Raw genomic sequence first — 18,563 nt, 5'->3', positions numbered from 1 at the left:
CACCGCCTGGCGCGCAAGCGCTTGGGACCACCTCACTTACTGAACCAGCATTACGGGCCCGCCTTATGAAAACATTCACTGTGGTTATTGCAGACGATCACCCCATCGTGCTCCTGGGGGTGCGAGAACTCGTCGAGCGAGACGAGCGCTTTGAAGTCGTCGGTGAAGCGATCTGTTCGGCGGGCCTCATCGGCCTGCTTGAGCAGCAGCCCGTCGACATCGTGATTACCGATTACAACATGCCCGGCGATTCGCCCTACGGTGATGGCTTGAAACTGGTGGAGTACCTCAAGCGACACTTCCCCGAGGTGCAGATTCTGATCCTGACCATGATTTCCAACCATCTGATCCTGACCCGCCTGCAAGAGTTGGGGGTGGTTGGGGTAATCCAGAAAAGCCAGTTGCACACCGAAATCCAGGTCGCCCTCAAGTCCATTGCGCAACAGGCGCTGTATCGCAGCCTGGAGCCGGCCAAGACCTCGGTGATCGAGTCAATGACTGCCATTGATGCACGCTTCTCGACGCTATCGCCGAAGGAGTTCGAGATATTGCGTTTATTCATTTCGGGCAAAAGTGTCAGTGATATCGCGCGCAGCCAGAATAGAAGCTCAAAGACTATCAGTGCGCAAAAAATTTCGGCCATGCGCAAACTTGAAGTCAGCAGTGATCAGGATTTATTAACTTACTGCCTGGAGCAGAATATCTTCAACTAGTTCGCACTTTATCAAGTAGTGCCATTTTTAACTAACTCGCGCTGTAGTGCTTTATAAGAATCGTCTTATTCTCTCTAAGGCACAAATTCACTATTGTTCGTTGGCAGTTTCAACCCGCCTCTACAACCAACACTAACGGACATCATCATGAAGAAGTTTTCCCTGGCCCTTATCGCTGTGTCAGTTATTGCCGCCAGCGGCAGTGCGTTTGCCGAAACTACCCCGGGTACGGGTACCCCGGGCGGCGGCGGCAAAATCACCTTCACCGGTTTGATCAACAACGACGCTTGCTCGGTTGACGGTGCCAACGCTGATCGCGTGATCTCCGTCGACATGGGCACCGTCTCCATCAAAGACATGGGCACTGCTGAAAACCCGGCCTCGGGCCGTGTGACCGCCAAGGACTTCAACCTCAGCGTGAACTGCAACCTGGGCACTAAAGTGGCGATGATCTTTGACGCCAAAAGTGGTGGTTCAGGCCTGGTGACTGGTAAAAAAGTCCTCGCCCTGACCCCTGGTAACGGCAGCGCAAGCAACGTCGGTATCGCACTGCTCGACAGCACTGGCGCGCTGATCGACCTCAGCTCCCCGGCCACCGCTCGTATCGAAAGCGCCATGCACGGCCAAGGTGCCGTAGGCGGCGACGCAACCTTGAGCTTTGCTGCGGCCTACGTGGGGGCGTGCCGAGATAAGCCAAAAATTAGGACATTCGTTCTGTAAGTAACTGTTTTTAAGGGAACTGCTCATGTGCTGCGGAAGGACGGTCGAGAATAGAGGGTGGCCACTTGGGATTCTAACCAGCCCTGCTTACAAACCTTGGCTACGGTTTGCGTCGTAATAACGAGCCAGCCGCATTCTCCTCGAAAGCTCCAGCTTCCTCGATATAGCCGTGTACGGTGCCATCGTGCCGCCAGCCACCCTGTCGTTTGATCTCAAGGAAATCCGCCCCAGCCCGATGCGCACTGGTAGCCAGTCCCCGACGCAGACTGTGGCTGCTCAGTTCGGGCACATACAACAGCCCTGCGGCTTCGGCACGTGCCGTCAGGATGGTATTCACGCTGCCCTCGTGCAGTGCCACCTCGCCGAGTACGCCCCAGCGGCTGATGCGCCGGAACAGTGGCCCCTGAACGATCTGAGCCGCGTCCAACCACCGGCGTAGCGCTGTCGCGGGGCAGCAGATGCTGTCGCCGTATGGGATCGCCTTGTCGAGTCCCTCGCCCTCCTGATCGGTCTTGGAACGGGGCAGCGTGATCCGTAGACCTTCCTGCTCCCACTCGAGGTATTGCATCTCCAGCGTGACCAATTCGCTGCGCCGGAACGCACCAAAATACCCGACCTGGAGCAGTGCACTGTCCCGCAGTGTCGCCAGTCCGTCGAGCGTGTTCAGGTGCACCACGATGCGTTCGAGATCCTCTAGGACCAGGGCCTTGGCTTTTTGTCGAGGCCGCCCGTTCACCCGCTCAATACCGCGCAAGGTTTTGCCCACGGTGGCGCTGGCGGTAGGGTCAGGAAAACCCTGATAACGGTGCCATTGCGACAGCGCCGTGAGGCGCAGGGCCAGGGTGCGCGGGTTCAATACTTCCGCAAAAGACAATAGATAACGAATCAGCGCGGCTTCATCGCACGGCAGCACGCCGCCCCAGGCGAGAAAGTGGCGAATGGCCGAGCGGTAGGTGCGCCGGGTGTTGTCGGTTGTCGCGGCGGCGAGAAAACGCTGATGTTGCTCAGCCAATTGTTCGGGGGTGGTGAGCGTACCGGGGGTACGCGCAAGTACTGTCGGCTCTTCGTGCCGCCTGGTGGGGAGGTTTTCGTCATTATTGCCGGCTGTCATCACGAAGCGCCTGTTTAGGCCATGTGTACCGCAGATTATAGACACAACCCTCGATCGCGATGACTTAACTCACGATAACCGCGCTTATCGTGGGTCAACTGACGGTCTCAGTCGGCTGAACTATTCTGTACTTAAATCGAGGTATTACGTTTTCCATAATACGGTACGAAAAAATCCGAGGTGTTCATGGCCCGTTCCGGCGTCCTCTACCTGCATGTTGCCCAGGCGGCCACCCAACTGGTGGCTGCGGGCCACAACCCCATCATTGACAGCATCCGCGTCGCCCTGGGTGGGACGGGCAGCAAAAGCACGATTGCTCCGTTGTTAAAGCGTTGGAAAGCCGCGCATCCCGGCACGCTGGCCCAGGCCGAACTGGGATTGCCCGCGGAGCTGGTCCTGGCGCTGAAAGGACTGTACGAAAAAGTTCAGGCGGAGGCGGCCGTCCAACTCCAGCAGGCCGTAGCGGCTCACCAGGCAGAGGCCGACGCGTTGCAGGAACAGTTGCAGCAGGCATTCGTCGAGCGCGACGCGCAACTCAGCGTTCAGGAGCAGCAGGCCCAGGCACTTGCCGTAGCCACTACGCGCAGCCAGGGGCTGGCTGACACCCTGCAGCGTCAGGAGATCGCCCTGGCCAGCCTGGGCAGTGAAAAGACCGGGCTCGAACAACGTCTGGCTGACCGCGCCGCCGAGGCGGCCGCACTGACCCGGCAACTGCAACAAGCGCGGGAGCAGTTTGAGCACTACCAGGCATCGGTCGCGCAACAACGCAGCGACGAGCGCCAGGCCACTGAGCAACGCCAGCAGCGCCTGGAACACGAATTGGCAGCGCTCCGGCAGCGTCTGCTCGCGCAGCAAACCCGCCTGGGCGAACTGCAGGCGCAGGAACAACGCCTGGTGCAGGACCATGATCGTCTAGAGAGCACCCTGCTCACGACGCAAGCGACGCTCGCGCAGAGTCAGATTGCGCATGAACACGTCTTACTTCAATTCACCGACTTGCAACAGTCGCATCAGGCACTGGAGCAGCGCCATGGCCAAGGTGAGCAGCGTTTGGCTGAGACGCGGACTTACCTGGCCGTCAATGAACGGGAGCGAAGCCTGCTGGCGGAACGCTTAAGCCAAACTGAAAGCCAATTGAGCCAGTTGGCCACAGAAAAGCAGCTTCTCGTGCAAGACAACGCGGTGCTGTCAAGCCAGCTCGCAGAGTCCAGAGCGATGAAGCCGAAGACTTGTTGACCGAAAAAGGCGCCTACCTCAGGCGCCTGAAACCATCCTCCAAACCAAAGGAGCCAAACAGGAGGACAGTGGAGCAATCAACTCTTCAATACACAGCCTGGCTGGAAACCAAGGTCGTAGATGAGGAGAGTCGCCATGCGTAACGCCATTACCTACACCGTCCTTGCTACCTTCATAGCCCTTGGAACTGTTGCCACGGGATTTGCCGAACAGGCCAAAGCCCCCGCCCAAAGCAGTGCCGAGACAAATAAGGGTGAGGACATGCACATGATGGACGGCAACCATATGCCGATGATGGACATGCAGGAAATGTCCAAGATGATGAAAAACTGCAATACAATGATGGAGAACATGAACCAACACATTGGAATGGAGTCCCCGAAGGGCGATAGCAAGGCACAATAGCGATCTGGTTCACGTCGGCCGTCTCCGTCCCTCGCCGGTGTGCGCCCCGACACGGAGGCCGACCTTGCCGCTCCAGATATCGTTCTCAAAACTGCCGAGGAGCTGCTTCCCCTCATCGACGGCCTTGTAGTAATTCAAACCACCGACCAAGGCGACATCATCTGCAAGCGGGTAGCTCCAGGTAGTGCCGGTATAGTATTGGTTTCAGGCATCCTTGAGACAACTGGTGTAAAGGCTGAAGCCAAGGTTGTCGTTGGGTGTGTAATCACCGCCGACTATCCACGGAGAGCCGACTTCGCCTGCGTAGAAGGTTGCAAAATCATCCCGCATGCTGCTGGAGCTGGGTTGGCTCATCGCGTGCAGGCGTCCGCCCTGTAGCACCAAGCCCTCGACACTGGTGTTGTATGCGGTGACGCCGCGGAAGCTTTCCGGAAGCAGTCGCGAATCGCCGTACTGCACGACAGGCGTGACAGGGAAGACATCGCCTACTTTGATTTCAGTGTCCAGGAAACGGGTCTTTACGGCGCCGCCGAGCTTGGAGTAATTGTCCTCGGCCTGGCCGAGCCCGACTCGAATCGGCCTATGACTCCGTGGGCCCATTCTTCCGAGTAGCCATTTCCTGTACTGCTGGACTGGCCTTTGCGAAAATCACGGTTGAAGTAGAAATTTCGATTGAGGATGCTCAGGCTGCTGCCTTCGATGAATCCCTCGCCTTTTTCCTCGGCGGCCATTGCAGCCTGCGCAGCGCTGATGCTCAAGACGATCTGAGAAAGTCCCAACAGGGCCTTGTTGTTCATAAACGCTCTTGATGTTTTGGCAGATTTTTCATTGTGCGGTTGTGTATATGCCGAAGCGCGCCGGGCATAGCCGGGTGCGCTTCTTACATACTTCCACATGCAAAATAACGTCAGGGTGACGTGAAAATTACTTTTCCGTCAGCAACACGTCAACAATGCTCAGTGCTGGCTCCTGCAGTCCGTTCCTGATACGCGGTACTCCAGAATATGCAGGTTTCCGCTCGAATCCTCGTAGGTCATTTGCGCAGGCATCACATCGCAGTTGCCATTGGTCGACGTGACGTGAATGACCTTGGCGATGTCGAGCTTCATGCCATAGCGGTAGTGAGTGACTTCTGGCGGGTTCTTGCCTTGGGCGCTAGCGTATTCGCGCATGGATTGCTCGTTGGCCTGGATCATCTTACCGTACAGGCGATCGGAACTGCCATCGGCCCATACGGTGGATGACAGCAGAGTCGCACTCACTATCAGCAGCAGTCTTAGGTGTTTCATAACGGCGATCTCCTCTCGGGTTTTCGATCCACGATTCAACTCTACCTCCGTAGTTAAGTACGGAATCAAGGAGGGAGGAGATGAAGGTCCTGGTTTATGGCGCCGAGATAAGATGGTAGGGCTTAAGTACACTTTCGTCGGGTAACAGCAGCGCATTACTGCGCCACCGCCCCCAAAGAACCGGGCATGAGAGTCGCGCCTCATCCGGCTCAAGTCTTTCGTCAGCACCATGGTCTAGTACCGGGCAATCAATCCACGTCTATCGCAGCTCGACGTTGGGCAAAGTAAGACGACCACGCAGGATCACAGGGATTGGCCAAGTTACGTAGTGCCGTTTCTCGATCCGGCTTAGGTATGTGCGCCACGTAATCACGCTTGATCGTCTTCACGAAGCTCTCGGCCATGCCGTTGCTCTGCGGGCTGCGAACTGGGGGGTCACCGGCTGCAAGCCGATCTGTCGAGCAAACAGGCACGTCTGGTCGGCGGTGTACGCCGAGCCGTTATCGCTTAGCCATTGCACCGGCGTGGCGGGCAGTTGATCACCGAAGCGCCTCTCCACGCTTTCCAGCATCAAGTCGCGGATATCATCGCCGCTGTACCCGGTCGGGCTCGCGACCTAGCCGATGGCCTCGCGATCACAGCAGTCCAGGGCGAAGGTTACGCTCAATTTGGCTCCGTCCTCGCAGCGGAACTCAAAGCCGTCCGAGCACCAACGCGTATCGCTGGTTTGCACCGCAATACGGCCTTCGTGCCGACGCGGCACGCCGGGCTGTTTTCGTAGACAGATTCAGCAGCGGTTGCAGGTGCTCGCCGCACTGGATCACCCAGCGCGCCAGGGTTTGGCGGGGGATATCGACGCCGTGACGACCGAGGATTTTTTTGAAGCGGTGCAGCGGCAGACCATCGACGTATTTGGTGATCAACAGCATCGCCAGGACGCTAGGACTGGCCATGCTCTTTTCGATCAGTTGAGCCGGTTTGTCGGCGGTGACCGGTGCGGCTTCACAGCCGCGGCAGCCGTAGACCTTGTCCGCTGGTTCCCTTCACAACCACTGGCCAACGCAGAGCGTTTTATCCATGCAGCGAAACGATTAGCGGACAGGAAACGGTCCCGTGGCTCGCACAACAGTCGTGAACCAGTTGCACCAAAACAGACTCGATCCGTCGCAGATCCGCGAGCTTGCCACGCACATCCCCAAGCTTCTGCTCGGCGAGCACGCGCGCTTCATCACAGTGAGCGCCGTCATCGAGCCTCAACAGCCCGGCCACTTCTTCGAGGCTAAAGCCCAGCCGTTGCGCGGACTTTACGAATTTCACCCGGGCGACATCGGGGGTTGGGGAGCAATGGAACTGTGCGACCTGAGGTCGTCTGAATTTCTGTTTTACTGGAGAGTTTTCTCCCGATGAAACCGGTTGTTCCATCAACCGTTTCCTACCTGGACATGCGGGGCCGGTAACAGCCCGGTGTGAAGCTCTGGGGACAATGTACCCGCCGATTTTCGGTACGCCTACCCGCGAGGGGAAGCGGAATCTACCAGCACAAAGGTGGCGAGGGGCTAGGAACGAGCGGCTACGACCAACATATGTGAACCTCTGTTAAACGTCGTCATGCTCAACAAGCCAAATGTGCTGACAGGCTTGAACCAAAACGGTACGCGGCCAGGTATGAACCCCTTGATTCCTGGGTCATCATGGACAGTAGGCCGCCGGCGAACAGGAGGGGTCCGCCCCGCTCAGAAATTCAGGCGGAACAGGGTAAGCCCGTAGTGCCGCCGGAAACGGCAGGCGAACCGTAAGGAACGCTGTGGGTGCTGCGGGTAGAGGAATGCGGAAAAAGCGAAGGCCGGCCTGTAATGGGCGGGATACGGGCTGAAACATTGCTCGACGCGAAAGTGGGCAGACTTCCGTATGGTCATTCATGGCGAGAGAACTTGATTAATCGTTACTCGAAGGAAAGCAGATGACGGCTATTGGTAGCGCTGCGAAAACAGATGCGATCGGTACTGGTGCACCTTCGCACGCTGAAAGGATGTGGCTTCAGGCTAACTGGGGCCTCATCAAAGAAGAAGTGAAACGACTCCAGGCGCGTATCGCTAAGGCAACAATGGAAGGCAGATGGGGCAAGGTGAAAGCCCTGCAACACCTGCTGACCCGCTCGCACAGCGGCAAGATGTTAGCTGTCAAACGAGTGACAGAAAATCGTGGCAAGAGAACGCCGGGCGTCGATGGCAAAATCTGGTCGACCCCGGCGGCCAAGTGGAGCGGGATGGAGTCAATGCGACATCGCAGCTACCGTGCGTTGCCGCTTCGACGTATTTACATCCCCAAGAGCAATGGCCAGAAGCGTCCGCTCGGAATTCCCCGCATGCTCTGCAGATCGATGCAGGCACTGTGGAAGCTGGCTCTGGAACCTGTTTCAGAAAGCTTGGCGGATCCAAACTCTTATGGGTTTCGGCCCAACCGCTCGACCGCTGACGCCATCGAATATTGTTTCATCACGCTGGCCAAACGTACGTCGCCAGTGTGGGTACTTGAGGGTGATATCCGTGGCTGTTTCGATAACTTTAGCCACGAATGGATGCTCAAGAACATACCGATGGATAAGACGATCCTGCGGCGATGGCTTCAGGCTGGGTTTATCGATGAAGGAACTCTGTTTGCGACGCAGGCCGGTACCCCGCAGGGGGGAATCATTTCGCCGGTGATCGCAAATATGGCGTTAGACGGACTGGAAGCGGCAGTGCATGCAAGCGTGGGACCGACGAAACGCGCGCGCGAAAAGTCCAAGATAAACGTCGTCAGATATGCTGATGATTTTGTTGTGACTGGAATCTCGAAAGAAATTCTAGAGCACAGCGTTCTCCCGGCGGTCAGGCGGTTCATGGCCATCCGGGGACTGGAACTCTCGGAAGAGAAAACCAAGATCACTCACATTGCTGAGGGTTTTGATTTCCTTGGGCAGAACGTACGCAAGTACCAAGGTAAGCTGCTCATCAAACCGGCCAACAAGAGCGTGAAGGCGCTGCTGGCCAAGGTTAGGGAAGTCGTAAAGAACAACAAGAGTGCCACACAGGCGAATCTGATCCTACAGCTCAACCCGATCATTCGCGGTTGGGCGATGTATCACCGCCATGTGGTATCCAAGTCTCTATTCTCATCGATAGATGCTCAAATTTGGCGTCTCTTATGGACATGGGCCATGCGTCGGCATCCCAATAAAGGCTCGGGCTGGGTAAGACGGAAGTATTTCCACACCGAGGGGTACCAAAACTGGGTATTTGCAGCGCAAACCAAAGTCGGGGGCATTGTCCAACGATGGTGGCTTTTTCGCGCTTCGACGATTCCAATCGTTCGGCACGTCAAAATACGTGGTTTGGCTAACCCCTTTGATTCTGCGTGGTCGTCTTACTTTGCCCGACGTCGAGCCGCGATGGACGTTGATTAATTGCCCGGTACCAGACGATGGTGCCGTTGAACGGCTTGAGCCGGATGAGGGGCGACTCTCATGTCCGGTTCTTAGGGGACGGCGGCGCAGTAATGCGCTGCTGTTACCCGACGAAAACCAACGTAAGCCGAATTAGAGTTCGTTTTACTCGTCAGCGACTGCGAATTAACGAACTTTGATTCGTGAGAAAGGTTTATTGCACTGATTTTCGGGTGTTGGTGACCTTTCCTCGCGATAGCGGAAACGGTTTCATAAAACGGTCGTTTTTCGAAACTATCCAGACGTTGCAAGGGTTTGCGGGGCAGCGACTGAGCTTAAGTGCACTTTCTGTTCCGTTGCTCCCCCAACCCCTATTTCCAGCAGCGAGGTGATGAATTCGTTTTGCTGTTGTGCGGCGGCGACAAAAGCAGCCAAAGCCGTGATATTGAAGCGGCTAAAAAACTCGCCAGCGAGTGGAGGTCAGAATGAGCGAAAAAATTTACGACTACGACCCAGCAGCAGCCCTAGACGGCCCTGAAGCAATCGCCGTCTTCATGGCGGAGCCCTGCCATTTCCTCTCAGCGCCATAATCCAGGACCTTCATCTCCTCTCTCCTTGATTCCGTACTTAACTACGGAGGTAGAGTTGAATCGTGGATCGAAAACCCGAGAGGAGATCGCCGTTATGAAACACCTAAGACTGCTGCTGGTAGTGGGTGCGACTCTGCTGTCATCCACCGTATGGGCCGAGGGCGGGAGCGACCGAGCGATTGAGCGAATTGCTGCACGCGAGAGGGCTGAAGCGACCCTGGTGGCGGAAACCGTCAAGGAGATTAAGCAACTGGGCCCCACGGCGGCAGGCCGTAGCGAAGCGCAGCCCGCCTGTCCGCCTGCAAAGTAGAGCCTGTGCTACTCGACCAGATGCAACGTGAGCCCACTCTGCTGAGGCGCGAGGGCAAATAGCAATACCAAACTGTGCCCTTTGCAAGTGCTCCTTTGGCCATTCAGCGGCGCTCATTGAGCGCCGCTTTTTTCTAAGCGCAAGCCGACCAACAGGGGCGCCTTACGCAACGGGAAATCCTCGGTTAACGCCCGAGTTGTCCCCATGCAGCGAAACGATCAGCGGACAGGAAACAGTCCCGTGGCTCGCACAACAGTCGTGAACCAGTTGCTCCAAAACTGACTCGATCCGTCGCAGATCCGCGAGCTTGCCACGCACATCCCCAAGCTTCTGCTCGGCGAGCACACGCGCTTCATCGCAGTGAGCACCGTCATCCAGCCTCAACAGCCCGGCCACTTCATCGAGGCTAAAGCCCAGCCGTTGCGCGGATTTAACGAATTTCACCCGGGCGACATCCGCCTCACCGTAACGGCGAATGCTGCCGTAGGGCTTGTCCGGTTCGGGTAACAGCGCCTTGCGTTGATAGAACCGGATGGTTTCCACGTTGACCCCGGCCGCCTTGGCGAAAGCGCCAATGGTCAGGCTTTCCAAATTGTTTTTCATACCGCTTGATTCCGTACATGACTACGGGACTAACCTTAAACCATCGATCAAATGCTCGAAAGGAGAAATGCATGTCTGAACCATCAAACGGGCGCGCCCCTCTTGTCGCCGGGGGGCTTGCGGCGATTCTCGCCTCGGCTTGCTGTCTCGGGCCGCTGATTCTGATCGCACTGGGATTCAGCGGGGCCTGGATCGGTAACCTGACCGTGCTGGAACCGTACCGCCCGCTCTTCATCGGCGCGGCACTGGTGGCGCTGTTCTTCGCCTACCGGCGCATTTTCCGCCCCGCTCAAGCCTGCGCACCGGGCGAGGTCTGCGCCATCCCTCAGGTACGTACCTCCTACAAGCTGCTGTACTGGCTGGTGGCGGCCTTGGTGCTGGTCGCGCTCGGCTTCCCCTACATCCTTCCCTTGTTCTACTGATCAGGAGTTCACCATGAGAAAACTGCTCGCATCCTTAGCCCTCGCCAGCCTGGTCGCCACACCCGTCTGGGCGGCCACGCAGACCGTCACCCTGGCGGTGCCGGGCATGACCTGCGCCGCCTGCCCGATTACGGTGAAGACGGCGTTGACCAAGGTCGATGGCGTGACCAAGGCTGAGGTGAGTTTCGAGAACCGCGAGGCCATCGTCACCTTCGACGATACCAAGACCAATGCCCTGGCGCTGACTAAGGCGACCGAGGACGCTGGCTATCCGTCCAGCGTCAAGCAATAGGAGGGACTTCCGATGGCAAATCCTCTCAATCTGTTCACGCGGATCGGTGACAAAGCCGGCTCCGTCGGCGTGCTGATTTCTGCCATAGGCTGCGCCATGTGCTTTCCCGCCCTTGCTAGTCTGGGGGCCGCGTTCGGTCTGGGCTTTTTGAGCCAGTGGGAAGGCCTGTTCATCACCACGCTGCTGCCTCTGTTTGCTGGACTGGCTCTGCTCGTCAATGCCCTCGGCTGGCTCAATCATCGGCAGTGGCGACGGACTGCGCTCGGCCTGATCGGTCCTACCCTGGTACTGGCAGCGGTATTTTTTATGCGGGCTTATGGCTGGCGGAGCGGTTGGCTGCTCTATATCGGCCTGGCCCTCATGTTTGGGGTGTCGATATGGGATCTCGTGTCGCCCGCTCATCGCCGTTGTGGGCCGGATGCCTGTCCGACGCCGCCAAACCAGTGAACCTGACAAGAGACGATCTAATGAGTAACGAAATGACCGAACTGAAAATCATTGGTATGACCTGCGCCTCCTGTGTCGTGCATGTGAAAGAGGCCTTGGAGAAGATTCCGGGCGTGCATCGGGCGGATGTTTCCTACGCCAGCGGGAAGGCCGAACTGAAGGTCGACGAGGGCGCAAGCCGTGAGCAGATGCAGGCCGCTGTCGAGGCCCTGGGGTATCGAGCGGCGTTCGAAGACGCCATGGTACAAGCCCGTCCTGGCCTGCTCGATAAGGCACGGGGTTGGTTGAGCAGCACTGACGCCGGGAAAGAGGGCGACAAGCTCCACGTCGCGGTCATCGGCAGTGGTGGCGCCGCCATGGCGGCCGCGCTCAAGGCGGTGGAAGGCGGTGCCCGCGTCACCCTGATCGAGCGCGGCATCATCGGCGGCACCTGCGTCAACGTGGGCTGCGTGCCCTCCAAGATCATGATTCGTGCCGCGCATGTGGCCCATCTGCGCCGCGAGAGCCCGTTCGACGCCGGGCTTTCCGCCATGACGCCGACCGTCCTACGCGAACGTCTGCTCGCGCAGCAACAAGACCGTGTCGCCGAACTGCGCCACGCCAAGTACGAAAGCATCCTGGAGAGCACGCCGGCGATCAGCGTGCTGCGCGGCACCGCCCGTTTCCAGGACGGCCACACGCTCAGCGTGAAACTGGCCGAGGGTGGCGAGCACATCGTAGCCTTCGACCGCTGCCTGGTCGCCACCGGCGCAAGCGCGGCCGTTCCACCGATTCCAGGACTGAAAGACACGCCGTACTGGACCTCAGACCAGGCACTGGCGAGCGATACAATCCCTAAGCGGCTCGCCGTGATCGGCGCCTCCGTAGTGGCAGTGGAACTGGCGCAGGCCTTCGCCCGGCTGGGTAGCGAGGTCACGATCCTGGCACGCAGTGCGATGTTCTTCCACGAAGACCCGGCCATCGGCGCGGCGGTGACGGAGGCCTTCCGTATGGAGGGCATCGAAGTGCTGGAGCAAACGCAAGCCAGCCAGGTGTCCCACGCCAACGGCGAGTTCGTACTGGCCACCAACCATGGTGAGTTACGTGCCGACCAACTGCTCGTCGCCACCGGCCGCACGCCCAATACCCAGGGCCTGAACCTGGAAGCGGCCGACGTGCAGCTGGACGAGCGCGGCGGCATCCAGATCGACGAGCGCATGCGCACCAGCGCAGCGGATATCTATGCGGCCGGCGACTGCACCGACCAACCGCAGTTCGTCTACGTCGCGGCAGCGGCTGGCACCCGCGCGGCAATCAACATGACCGGCGGCGAGGCCAAGCTCAATCTCGACGTCATGCCGGCCGTGGTGTTCACCGATCCGCAAGTGGCCACCGTCGGCTACAGCGAAGCCGAAGCGCAGCACGCCGGGATCGAAACCGACAGCCGCACCTTGACCCTGGACAACGTGCCGCGCGCGTTGGCCAACTTCGACACGCGGGGTTTCATCAAGTTGGTTGCCGAAGCGGGCTCCGGCCGACTGCTGGGAGTGCAGGCTGTGGCCCCGGAAGCAGGAGAACTGATCCAGACGGCGGTACTCGCCATCCGCAACCGTATGACCGTGCAGGAATTGGCTGACCAGTTGTTCCCCTACCTGACGATGGTCGAGGGACTGAAACTCGCCGCACAGACCTTTAACAAAGACGTCAAACAATTGTCCTGCTGCGCAGGGTAATGAGAGAGGGAGGTTGAAACATGAGCAACACGGCAGACGATCTCGGTAGGTGCGACAGCCTACGCAAGACATGGCAGTTGGTCAGCTTCTGGGGCCTGCCTGCCGTCGTGGCGACGATAGCGATTGTTCTGTCTAATCGACGCCCCGCGTTGTTCCTGGCAGCAGGCGCCGCGCTGGCCGTGATGGGCGGCGCCTGCCTGGTCAACGCCACGCGTTGTCGCCGCCTTCACTGCTACATAACGGGGCCTCACTTCCTGTTGCTCGCAGTTGGTGCGCTATTGGCTTATGTGTTTGACCAAAACGGCGAGCATCTCTCCAGGTTGTGGCTGCTACTGGCTCTGGGAGCTGCACCGTTGCTCATCTGGCTACCTGAGCGCCTAGCCGGAAGGAAATATCTGAGCGCCCCAGTTTGCGGTGAAGGTCGGGAGTGTCGGCGATGAATGCCTACTCCATATCCAGATTGGCCGAGGACGCGGGCGTCAGTGTCCATATAGTCCGAGATTATATGCTGCGCGGCTTGCTGCACCCCGCGCGGCGCACGGAAAGCGGTTACGGCATTTTCGATGAGCGGTCCCTGGCGCGGCTGTGCTTCGTACGTGCCGCCTTTGAGTCCGGTATCGGGCTCGACGAATTGGCGCGGCTCTGTCGAGCGCTCGATGCAGACGATAGTACCGATGTGATCGGGTGTATCGACCGCTTGCTTGGGCAAATCGCGACCCGGCTGGCAGCTTTAGACGCAGTGAAAACGGAGTTGGCCGGGCTGACTCATCGTGCCATCGAAGGTCACACCCATGCGTAATACCAACCAATCCGAATCAATCAAGATGCCCCGCTGGCACGCCTACACGTGGGGTGTGCTCGCCGCGCTCACTTGCCCCTGCCATCTGCCGGTGCTGGCATTACTGCTCTCGGGGACTGCGGCCGGGGCCTTCGTCAGCGAGCATTGGAGCCTCGCGACGCTCGTGCTGACGGTTCTCTTCGTCCTCTTCCTGAGAGCGGCTCTACGGGCCTTTCGGAAGCGGGCGTGACCCGCTCGGAGCACGGCGCGGTCTCCGCTGCCGAGTTGCGGCAGGCTTGGGAGCGTTGGGAATTGTTGCTGCACTGCCAGCCGCAGGTCGATCTGCGCGCAGGTTCGATCGCAGGTGTGGAAGAGTTACTAGGTTTTCTTGGACGATGGAGAAACCCCATCATGAACGCAAACGACACCCCCACTATCAGTTGCTGCGAATGTTGCAAGGAAATTTCCCTTGACGCCGCACTGACGCCGGAAGGTACCGAGTACGTCGTGCACTTCTGTGGCCTTGAATGCTATCAGCGCTTCATATCGCGCGCGGATAAGAGAGCGGCATCCGAGCCTGATCACCCCTGCACACCAGAGGTCAGTACCCGTCACGACGACTAATCTTTGCCTCTGGAAAGTGGCTCTGGTTTTTTTTAGAAAGCGTGAGTCCATTGAGATTTAATGCAAGTCCGCTCGTGGCTAATGTAAGCCCGAAGGCTTCGTCAGTAGTTTTATCTAGGCCGATGCCCGGGAGGATGGCAGCGTGCCTACAGGGCGTCAAAACCGGCTACCCAGAGTCAAATTCACCCCACAGTACAGCGATGCTATAGAGTTACTCGTCAGTCCTGCAGCATCAGTTTTACTCTGCACCTCCATTGTATTCAGTCTGCCGGCAGCCCATTTGCACGAATAGTCTAGTCCTGATAGTCAGGAGCAAGCGCTGCCAAAGGAGCAACGTGTTTAGAACCCGCCTGCAAGCATGAACATAAAGCAGAAATATCCTCTTGAAGGGCCATCGCCTGCGCCCAAATACTGTCGACATCACTGGTAGCCACAGTGAGGGGGAAACCTTCCAGTACCGTCATGGCCATGCCATGCAGGCGTAGGAAGTCTTCTCGAATGCTGCCGACCCCTCCGATTTCAGCAAGGCAGGCATCCAGCCGGTCGACCAAGTTGAGCAACTGAGCGGTGTCGTAGCTTGCACGCAGAGAGTCGAGTACCTTGGTATCGACGTCCCCATAAGGTGTCACGCGGAACGAAGCTGGCGGGATATGCATCAGTTCGTCACCTCAACGTTGCTGTCAGACATCTGTTTCGCACGCATTGATCCCGCAGCCTGCTGGAAAATGGAATCCTTGATCCAGGGTTCCGGTGGGCGTTTGAGTTTCAGGTTGAACTCCCCAAAACGTTTGACATTGCTGGTTAGGTAGGGGCTGAGAAACGATACGTCGTCGTCAGTGAACTGCCAGCCATCACGGGCGAGCTTCTGCAGGATGCGCATCATGTCCACGGTGTTCTGCAGGATCACCGACGAGGCCACCATGTCGTTGTAGCGCAGGCGTTTCTGTTGCTCGTCCGGATCGTTTTCGGCGATCACGTCACCGCCAAAGGACAGCCACTTAGAGAAGCCGTTGTAGGACTCGATCTTATTGGTGTTGGCGGTGACTTCCTGGCGCAACTCGCGGCTGCCGATCCAGTTGAGTAGGAAGATCGTCCGGATCACACTGCCCAGCGCTTGCGCGGCATGATAGAGCTTGTTGCGCCGACTGTAGGAGCCAAGTTTGCGCAGCAGCATAGGTGAGGAAATCTTGCCGGCCTGGATTGACAACGCGACCTGCATCAGATCCTGCCAGTGGGTTTCGATCAGGTGCCAGTCGGCGGTGTCGGTGAACAGACGGTTGATGTGTTTATACGAAACGCCGCGATCTGGCCGGCACATCACCAGGTCGCGCCAGTTGCGGATACGCGGCATCAGATTGATGCCCAGCAGATGAGTGAAGGCGAACACCGTGGCCGACTGGCCCTGGGTGTCAGAGTACACCGTATCGGGTTCGACGCTGAGGTCGACCTTGAGCAACCCCTCAATCACATAGATTGCCTCCCAGATACCAGGCGGGATGAAGTGCTGGAACACCGCGATGTAGTTATTGGCCACGTGTCGGTACGCCACGGCCCCCATCTTGCGATAGCGGAAGTGGTAGCCGGCCAGCAGATTGTCGTCATAGAAGTCGAACTGCGTACCGTCCGCGGCCACCGCCTTGCCATCGCCCCAGAGCTTGGGCAGGTCAAGTTGCAGATAGAGTTCCACCAGCTCGCGGTTAGCCTTGTCTAACTTCTCAAGCGAGAGATGGCGGCGATTCGTATAGGACAGCATGTGCGGCGTGACATTACCGGCCAGATGCCGTGCGGCCTGGTTGGGGCCAAGGTTGCAGCCCATGGCGAAGATCGTCATCAGGTAGCGCTCGGCCGGTTCTTTGAGCTTTGGCTCGTTGCCGGACATCGGCCCGAAATGCCGAGTGAACTGAATCCAATGCTCAATGTTGGCCATGATGTCGAGCACGTGCCTGGCCGGCATGCGCTGCATAAGCGCCGTCTGTAGCGAGATGGCCGAAGGCGGGATGTCCCGCGCTATCACTCGGCGTAGCACCGGTTCGCCGGCTTCATTGATCGATACGTCACCTCGGCAAGAAGGGAATTTTTCATCCAGATGCTGCGCGGTTTCCTCCAGCTGAATCTTGAGGGAGGCGACAAACTCCTTCGCCGTGCCAGGCAGCCCCACCTTTTCGCAGTAGGCCGGTAGACGATGGAAACATTCTTCCCAGGGCAGCAACTGCTTACGGTAGTCGGCGAAAGATTCCGACCCCAGCACGCACATATCACCCGAGCGCAGCTCACTGGCCAGGTAAGAGAACACGCAGACTTCCAGATAGCGCCGGTTGGTAGGTGGCCCTTCACTGGCAGGACGACGCACGACCTTAACCCAGCGCTCCGACGCAAACGACAAGTCGACATGCTCGTCGATCCACTCGCGGTGTAGATTTTCGCTGTCCTGGATGAGCTGAAGCGCCTGGATAAGTGAGCGATCCTGAGTCGTGGGTTCCAGTTGAAGAAGGTGGCTCAGACGGAACAACAGCGAGCGATGGGACTTGAAGTGCTTCCAGATCAGCGGCAGGTAGTTGTTACCGCCCGTAGCCTGGACTTCGGCGCAAGTCTCGCGCAACCGATCCAGGTTGCCATCGGGAGAGAGGAATTCCCGGATCAGACTGCCAGCCTCCTGGTCATCCGGTTCCTGAACAAGAATCTGCACCACGCCATCCAGGGTGGCCGCCAGTTGCTCCAGCTTCTGGCGTTGCCGCGCCTGGATTTGCTCCAACTCCTCCTTGGCGCGTTTGTGGATCGTCGAAATCCGTCGGATGAACATCTCGGCCAGGTGATCCCGAGTTCGCACCCGCATCCGATAGATCAAGGCCAGCATCAGTGTGTAGCGTTTCGGCAGCGAGCAGTCCTTCAGCTCGGCGACGTCCGACGCGGCGGCTTGGGTGGCGAAGTGGCGGATCTTAGCATCGACGACCCCCTCAAGAATGGCATCCAGATCTCCGAAGCTCTCTAACCACGCCAGGTGGTCGATCAACACCTCCAGGTGCTTGCGGGAAGGCTTCTTGGGTGCCTGCTTGAGTGCGTTGAAGTCACTCTGCCGACGCCCGAAATCCGTGTCGAGCAGCTCCTTTAGCTTGTAGATCACCTCGATTGGCGCTCGGAGCACGATCAGGTTGAAGGTAACTTCCTGAGCACTCGCCAAAGCGGTTTCTGCGATGTTGTTGAGCGTCGAATAAGCCGGAAGCTCATAGCCACGCTGAATCAGCTCATCAAGCATGGCATTAATGAGATCGACTCGCTGCTCAAGCACTACAGCGCAGTCACGTGCGATTTCCTCAGTGATCGCTAGCCCGTCGCTGCTATAGAAGGGTGTAACCTGCAGGTACTGCCGAACCGCCGCTTGGTGTCGGTAAAGGGTGCGGGGGTTGCTGTAGCGCGGAGCTATTCGTGCGCCGTAGCGAAGGCATTGTCGGACATGACTGATGAGCTCCTGAGGAAGCTCCTCGAACGGAACAAAATAGTGTAGCTGCTGAAACACCTTTAGTTGGATTGCCAGCCCAATCGATAGCGCTGGACTCTTAGCGGTGTTATTGACCCATTCGATCTCTGAATCAGACAGGGAATAGCATCGATGCAGCTCCTTAGCTGGCAACTGACTGGGCAAGAGCGGGTAGGCTGTCCTTTCCACCGAAGCCATTGAGTTCATCCCCCAAGTAAGGCAAAACATCAGCATAGACGGCTAGTCAGGCGGGGGATGACCAGCAATCAAGAACTCAATAAATTTCCTTTTAGTTCAATATCTTGCAGAACGAATGTCCTAATTTTTGCCTTATCTCGGCATAACCCCTACGTCACCACCGGTGCAGCCGGTGCCTCCACCGCGGGTCGTGGTGACGCCACCCTGCCGTTCA

19 protein-coding genes and 5 pseudogenes are annotated in these 18,563 nt (G+C 58.1%); 15 read left to right on the top strand and 9 right to left on the bottom strand.

The window, feature by feature from the left end:
* Positions 1 to 65: 65 nt before the first annotated feature.
* Together HBO11_RS07150 and HBO11_RS07145 are read left to right on the top strand one after the other, a co-directional pair.
* Complete coding sequence (locus HBO11_RS07150; protein WP_170041395.1) at positions 66 to 713, top strand: response regulator; 648 nt, start codon at positions 66 to 68, stop codon at positions 711 to 713.
* A gap of 147 nt (positions 714 to 860) precedes the next feature.
* Positions 861 to 1,433 carry a fimbrial protein gene (locus tag HBO11_RS07145; RefSeq protein WP_170058851.1) on the top strand — a complete coding sequence of 191 codons (573 nt, stop codon included), beginning with the start codon at positions 861 to 863 and terminating at the stop codon, positions 1,431 to 1,433.
* Between the two features lie 100 nt (positions 1,434 to 1,533).
* Here the strand turns inward: HBO11_RS07145 and HBO11_RS07140 are convergent, their stop codons facing one another.
* Entirely contained in the window at positions 1,534 to 2,544 is a 1,011-nt protein-coding gene (locus HBO11_RS07140; protein ID WP_077747747.1) for a tyrosine-type recombinase/integrase, read from the bottom strand.
* Positions 2,545 to 2,730: 186 nt separating this feature from the next.
* Between HBO11_RS07140 and HBO11_RS07135 the strand changes: the two genes are divergently transcribed.
* Positions 2,731 to 3,780 carry a DNA-binding protein gene (locus HBO11_RS07135; protein WP_170058850.1) on the top strand — a complete coding sequence of 350 codons (1,050 nt, stop codon included), beginning with the start codon at positions 2,731 to 2,733 and terminating at the stop codon, positions 3,778 to 3,780.
* Positions 3,781 to 3,915: 135 nt separating this feature from the next.
* Positions 3,916 to 4,185 carry a hypothetical protein gene (locus HBO11_RS07130; RefSeq protein ID WP_033979952.1) on the top strand — a complete coding sequence of 90 codons (270 nt, stop codon included), beginning with the start codon at positions 3,916 to 3,918 and terminating at the stop codon, positions 4,183 to 4,185.
* 36 nt (positions 4,186 to 4,221) lie between these two features.
* Here HBO11_RS07130 and HBO11_RS07125 read toward each other — a convergent pair.
* From HBO11_RS07125 to HBO11_RS07110, 5 genes and pseudogenes are all read right to left on the bottom strand, one after another.
* Positions 4,222 to 4,982: pseudogene (locus HBO11_RS07125) on the bottom strand (OprD family outer membrane porin); the annotation flags it as partial.
* 159 nt (positions 4,983 to 5,141) lie between these two features.
* On the bottom strand, positions 5,142 to 5,474 hold the full coding sequence (locus HBO11_RS07120; RefSeq protein WP_033979951.1) for a DUF2790 domain-containing protein: 333 nt from the start codon (positions 5,472 to 5,474) through the stop codon (positions 5,142 to 5,144).
* A gap of 314 nt (positions 5,475 to 5,788) precedes the next feature.
* Positions 5,789 to 6,234: pseudogene (locus HBO11_RS28625) on the bottom strand (DDE-type integrase/transposase/recombinase); the annotation flags it as partial.
* Positions 6,235 to 6,256: 22 nt separating this feature from the next.
* A pseudogene (locus HBO11_RS07115) lies at positions 6,257 to 6,502 on the bottom strand (transposase); the annotation flags it as partial.
* Positions 6,503 to 6,545: 43 nt separating this feature from the next.
* Positions 6,546 to 6,803: pseudogene (locus HBO11_RS07110) on the bottom strand (MerR family DNA-binding protein); the annotation flags it as partial.
* A gap of 631 nt (positions 6,804 to 7,434) precedes the next feature.
* Between HBO11_RS07110 and ltrA the strand changes: the two are divergent.
* From ltrA to HBO11_RS07100, 3 genes and pseudogenes are all read left to right on the top strand, one after another.
* Entirely contained in the window at positions 7,435 to 8,919 is a 1,485-nt protein-coding gene (gene ltrA / locus HBO11_RS07105; RefSeq protein WP_169917227.1) for a group II intron reverse transcriptase/maturase, read from the top strand.
* Between the two features lie 351 nt (positions 8,920 to 9,270).
* Positions 9,271 to 9,387, top strand: a pseudogene (locus tag HBO11_RS28620) (type II toxin-antitoxin system RelE/ParE family toxin); the annotation flags it as partial.
* A gap of 195 nt (positions 9,388 to 9,582) precedes the next feature.
* The gene (locus HBO11_RS07100) at positions 9,583 to 9,798 is read left to right on the top strand and encodes a co-regulatory protein PtrA N-terminal domain-containing protein (protein ID WP_017849619.1); all 216 of its coding nucleotides are present in this window, start codon (positions 9,583 to 9,585) and stop codon (positions 9,796 to 9,798) included.
* Positions 9,799 to 9,960: 162 nt separating this feature from the next.
* Here the strand turns inward: HBO11_RS07100 and merR are convergent, their stop codons facing one another.
* On the bottom strand, positions 9,961 to 10,401 hold the full coding sequence (gene merR / locus HBO11_RS07095; protein ID WP_003131870.1) for an Hg(II)-responsive transcriptional regulator: 441 nt from the start codon (positions 10,399 to 10,401) through the stop codon (positions 9,961 to 9,963).
* A 71-nt stretch (positions 10,402 to 10,472) separates the two neighbouring features.
* Here merR and merT point away from each other — a divergent pair, with 71 nt between their 5' ends.
* The 8 genes from merT (at position 10,473) to HBO11_RS07055 (ending at position 14,676) form a co-directional block, all read left to right on the top strand.
* Positions 10,473 to 10,823 carry a mercuric ion transporter MerT gene (gene merT / locus HBO11_RS07090; RefSeq protein ID WP_017849617.1) on the top strand — a complete coding sequence of 117 codons (351 nt, stop codon included), beginning with the start codon at positions 10,473 to 10,475 and terminating at the stop codon, positions 10,821 to 10,823.
* 13 nt (positions 10,824 to 10,836) lie between these two features.
* The gene (gene merP / locus HBO11_RS07085; protein ID WP_003131880.1) at positions 10,837 to 11,115 is read left to right on the top strand and encodes a mercury resistance system periplasmic binding protein MerP; all 279 of its coding nucleotides are present in this window, start codon (positions 10,837 to 10,839) and stop codon (positions 11,113 to 11,115) included.
* A gap of 12 nt (positions 11,116 to 11,127) precedes the next feature.
* Complete coding sequence (gene merC / locus HBO11_RS07080; RefSeq protein ID WP_003131881.1) at positions 11,128 to 11,562, top strand: organomercurial transporter MerC; 435 nt, start codon at positions 11,128 to 11,130, stop codon at positions 11,560 to 11,562.
* Between the two features lie 32 nt (positions 11,563 to 11,594).
* Positions 11,595 to 13,274: a mercury(II) reductase gene (gene merA / locus HBO11_RS07075; protein ID WP_031633059.1), complete on the top strand. Its 1,680-nt coding sequence runs from the start codon at positions 11,595 to 11,597 to the stop codon at positions 13,272 to 13,274.
* 20 nt (positions 13,275 to 13,294) lie between these two features.
* Positions 13,295 to 13,714, top strand: a complete 420-nt coding sequence (locus HBO11_RS07070) for a hypothetical protein (protein WP_017849615.1) — start codon at positions 13,295 to 13,297, stop codon at positions 13,712 to 13,714.
* Entirely contained in the window at positions 13,711 to 14,073 is a 363-nt protein-coding gene (gene merD / locus HBO11_RS07065) for a mercuric resistance transcriptional repressor MerD (protein ID WP_017849614.1), read from the top strand. The genes HBO11_RS07070 and merD overlap by 4 nt, the downstream gene beginning before the upstream one ends.
* Complete coding sequence (gene merE / locus HBO11_RS07060; RefSeq protein ID WP_017849613.1) at positions 14,066 to 14,302, top strand: broad-spectrum mercury transporter MerE; 237 nt, start codon at positions 14,066 to 14,068, stop codon at positions 14,300 to 14,302. The genes merD and merE overlap by 8 nt, the downstream gene beginning before the upstream one ends.
* Before the next feature lie 161 nt (positions 14,303 to 14,463).
* Entirely contained in the window at positions 14,464 to 14,676 is a 213-nt protein-coding gene (locus HBO11_RS07055) for a DUF3330 domain-containing protein (protein WP_032805095.1), read from the top strand.
* 293 nt (positions 14,677 to 14,969) lie between these two features.
* Here the strand turns inward: HBO11_RS07055 and tnpC are convergent, their stop codons facing one another.
* Positions 14,970 to 15,332 carry a Tn3 family transposase post-transcriptional regulator TnpC gene (gene tnpC / locus HBO11_RS07050; protein ID WP_017849612.1) on the bottom strand — a complete coding sequence of 121 codons (363 nt, stop codon included), beginning with the start codon at positions 15,330 to 15,332 and terminating at the stop codon, positions 14,970 to 14,972.
* Complete coding sequence (locus HBO11_RS07045; RefSeq protein ID WP_026140367.1) at positions 15,332 to 18,349, bottom strand: Tn3 family transposase; 3,018 nt, start codon at positions 18,347 to 18,349, stop codon at positions 15,332 to 15,334. The genes tnpC and HBO11_RS07045 overlap by 1 nt, the downstream gene beginning before the upstream one ends.
* Positions 18,350 to 18,563: the final 214 nt, after the last annotated feature.

The organism is Pseudomonas sp. WS 5010, from assembly GCF_012985565.1.
Taxonomy (GTDB): Bacteria; Pseudomonadota; Gammaproteobacteria; order Pseudomonadales; family Pseudomonadaceae; genus Aquipseudomonas.
Note: the sequence above shows the minus strand (reverse complement) of the source record. Positions and strands in the feature narration are given on the sequence as shown.

Excerpts from the sequence above, each read along its gene's own strand:
- HBO11_RS07145 (WP_170058851.1), top strand. The coding sequence starts at position 861 with ATGAAGAAGTTTTCCCTGGCCCTTATCGCTGTGTCAGTTATTGCCGCC.
- merA (WP_031633059.1), top strand. The coding sequence starts at position 11,595 with ATGACCGAACTGAAAATCATTGGTATGACCTGCGCCTCCTGTGTCGTG.
- merC (WP_003131881.1), top strand. The coding sequence starts at position 11,128 with ATGGCAAATCCTCTCAATCTGTTCACGCGGATCGGTGACAAAGCCGGC.
- HBO11_RS07130 (WP_033979952.1), top strand. The coding sequence starts at position 3,916 with ATGCGTAACGCCATTACCTACACCGTCCTTGCTACCTTCATAGCCCTT.
- merE (WP_017849613.1), top strand. The coding sequence starts at position 14,066 with ATGCGTAATACCAACCAATCCGAATCAATCAAGATGCCCCGCTGGCAC.
- HBO11_RS07055 (WP_032805095.1), top strand. The coding sequence starts at position 14,464 with ATGAACGCAAACGACACCCCCACTATCAGTTGCTGCGAATGTTGCAAG.
- HBO11_RS07070 (WP_017849615.1), top strand. The coding sequence starts at position 13,295 with ATGAGCAACACGGCAGACGATCTCGGTAGGTGCGACAGCCTACGCAAG.
- HBO11_RS07135 (WP_170058850.1), top strand. The coding sequence starts at position 2,731 with ATGGCCCGTTCCGGCGTCCTCTACCTGCATGTTGCCCAGGCGGCCACC.
- merT (WP_017849617.1), top strand. The coding sequence starts at position 10,473 with ATGTCTGAACCATCAAACGGGCGCGCCCCTCTTGTCGCCGGGGGGCTT.
- HBO11_RS07120 (WP_033979951.1), bottom strand. The coding sequence starts at position 5,474 with ATGAAACACCTAAGACTGCTGCTGATAGTGAGTGCGACTCTGCTGTCA.
- merD (WP_017849614.1), top strand. The coding sequence starts at position 13,711 with ATGAATGCCTACTCCATATCCAGATTGGCCGAGGACGCGGGCGTCAGT.
- HBO11_RS07140 (WP_077747747.1), bottom strand. The coding sequence starts at position 2,544 with ATGACAGCCGGCAATAATGACGAAAACCTCCCCACCAGGCGGCACGAA.
- merP (WP_003131880.1), top strand. The coding sequence starts at position 10,837 with ATGAGAAAACTGCTCGCATCCTTAGCCCTCGCCAGCCTGGTCGCCACA.
- HBO11_RS07150 (WP_170041395.1), top strand. The coding sequence starts at position 66 with ATGAAAACATTCACTGTGGTTATTGCAGACGATCACCCCATCGTGCTC.
- tnpC (WP_017849612.1), bottom strand. The coding sequence starts at position 15,332 with ATGCATATCCCGCCAGCTTCGTTCCGCGTGACACCTTATGGGGACGTC.
- ltrA (WP_169917227.1), top strand. The coding sequence starts at position 7,435 with ATGACGGCTATTGGTAGCGCTGCGAAAACAGATGCGATCGGTACTGGT.
- HBO11_RS07045 (WP_026140367.1), bottom strand. The coding sequence starts at position 18,349 with ATGGCTTCGGTGGAAAGGACAGCCTACCCGCTCTTGCCCAGTCAGTTG.
- merR (WP_003131870.1), bottom strand. The coding sequence starts at position 10,401 with ATGAAAAACAATTTGGAAAGCCTGACCATTGGCGCTTTCGCCAAGGCG.
- HBO11_RS07100 (WP_017849619.1), top strand. The coding sequence starts at position 9,583 with ATGAAACACCTAAGACTGCTGCTGGTAGTGGGTGCGACTCTGCTGTCA.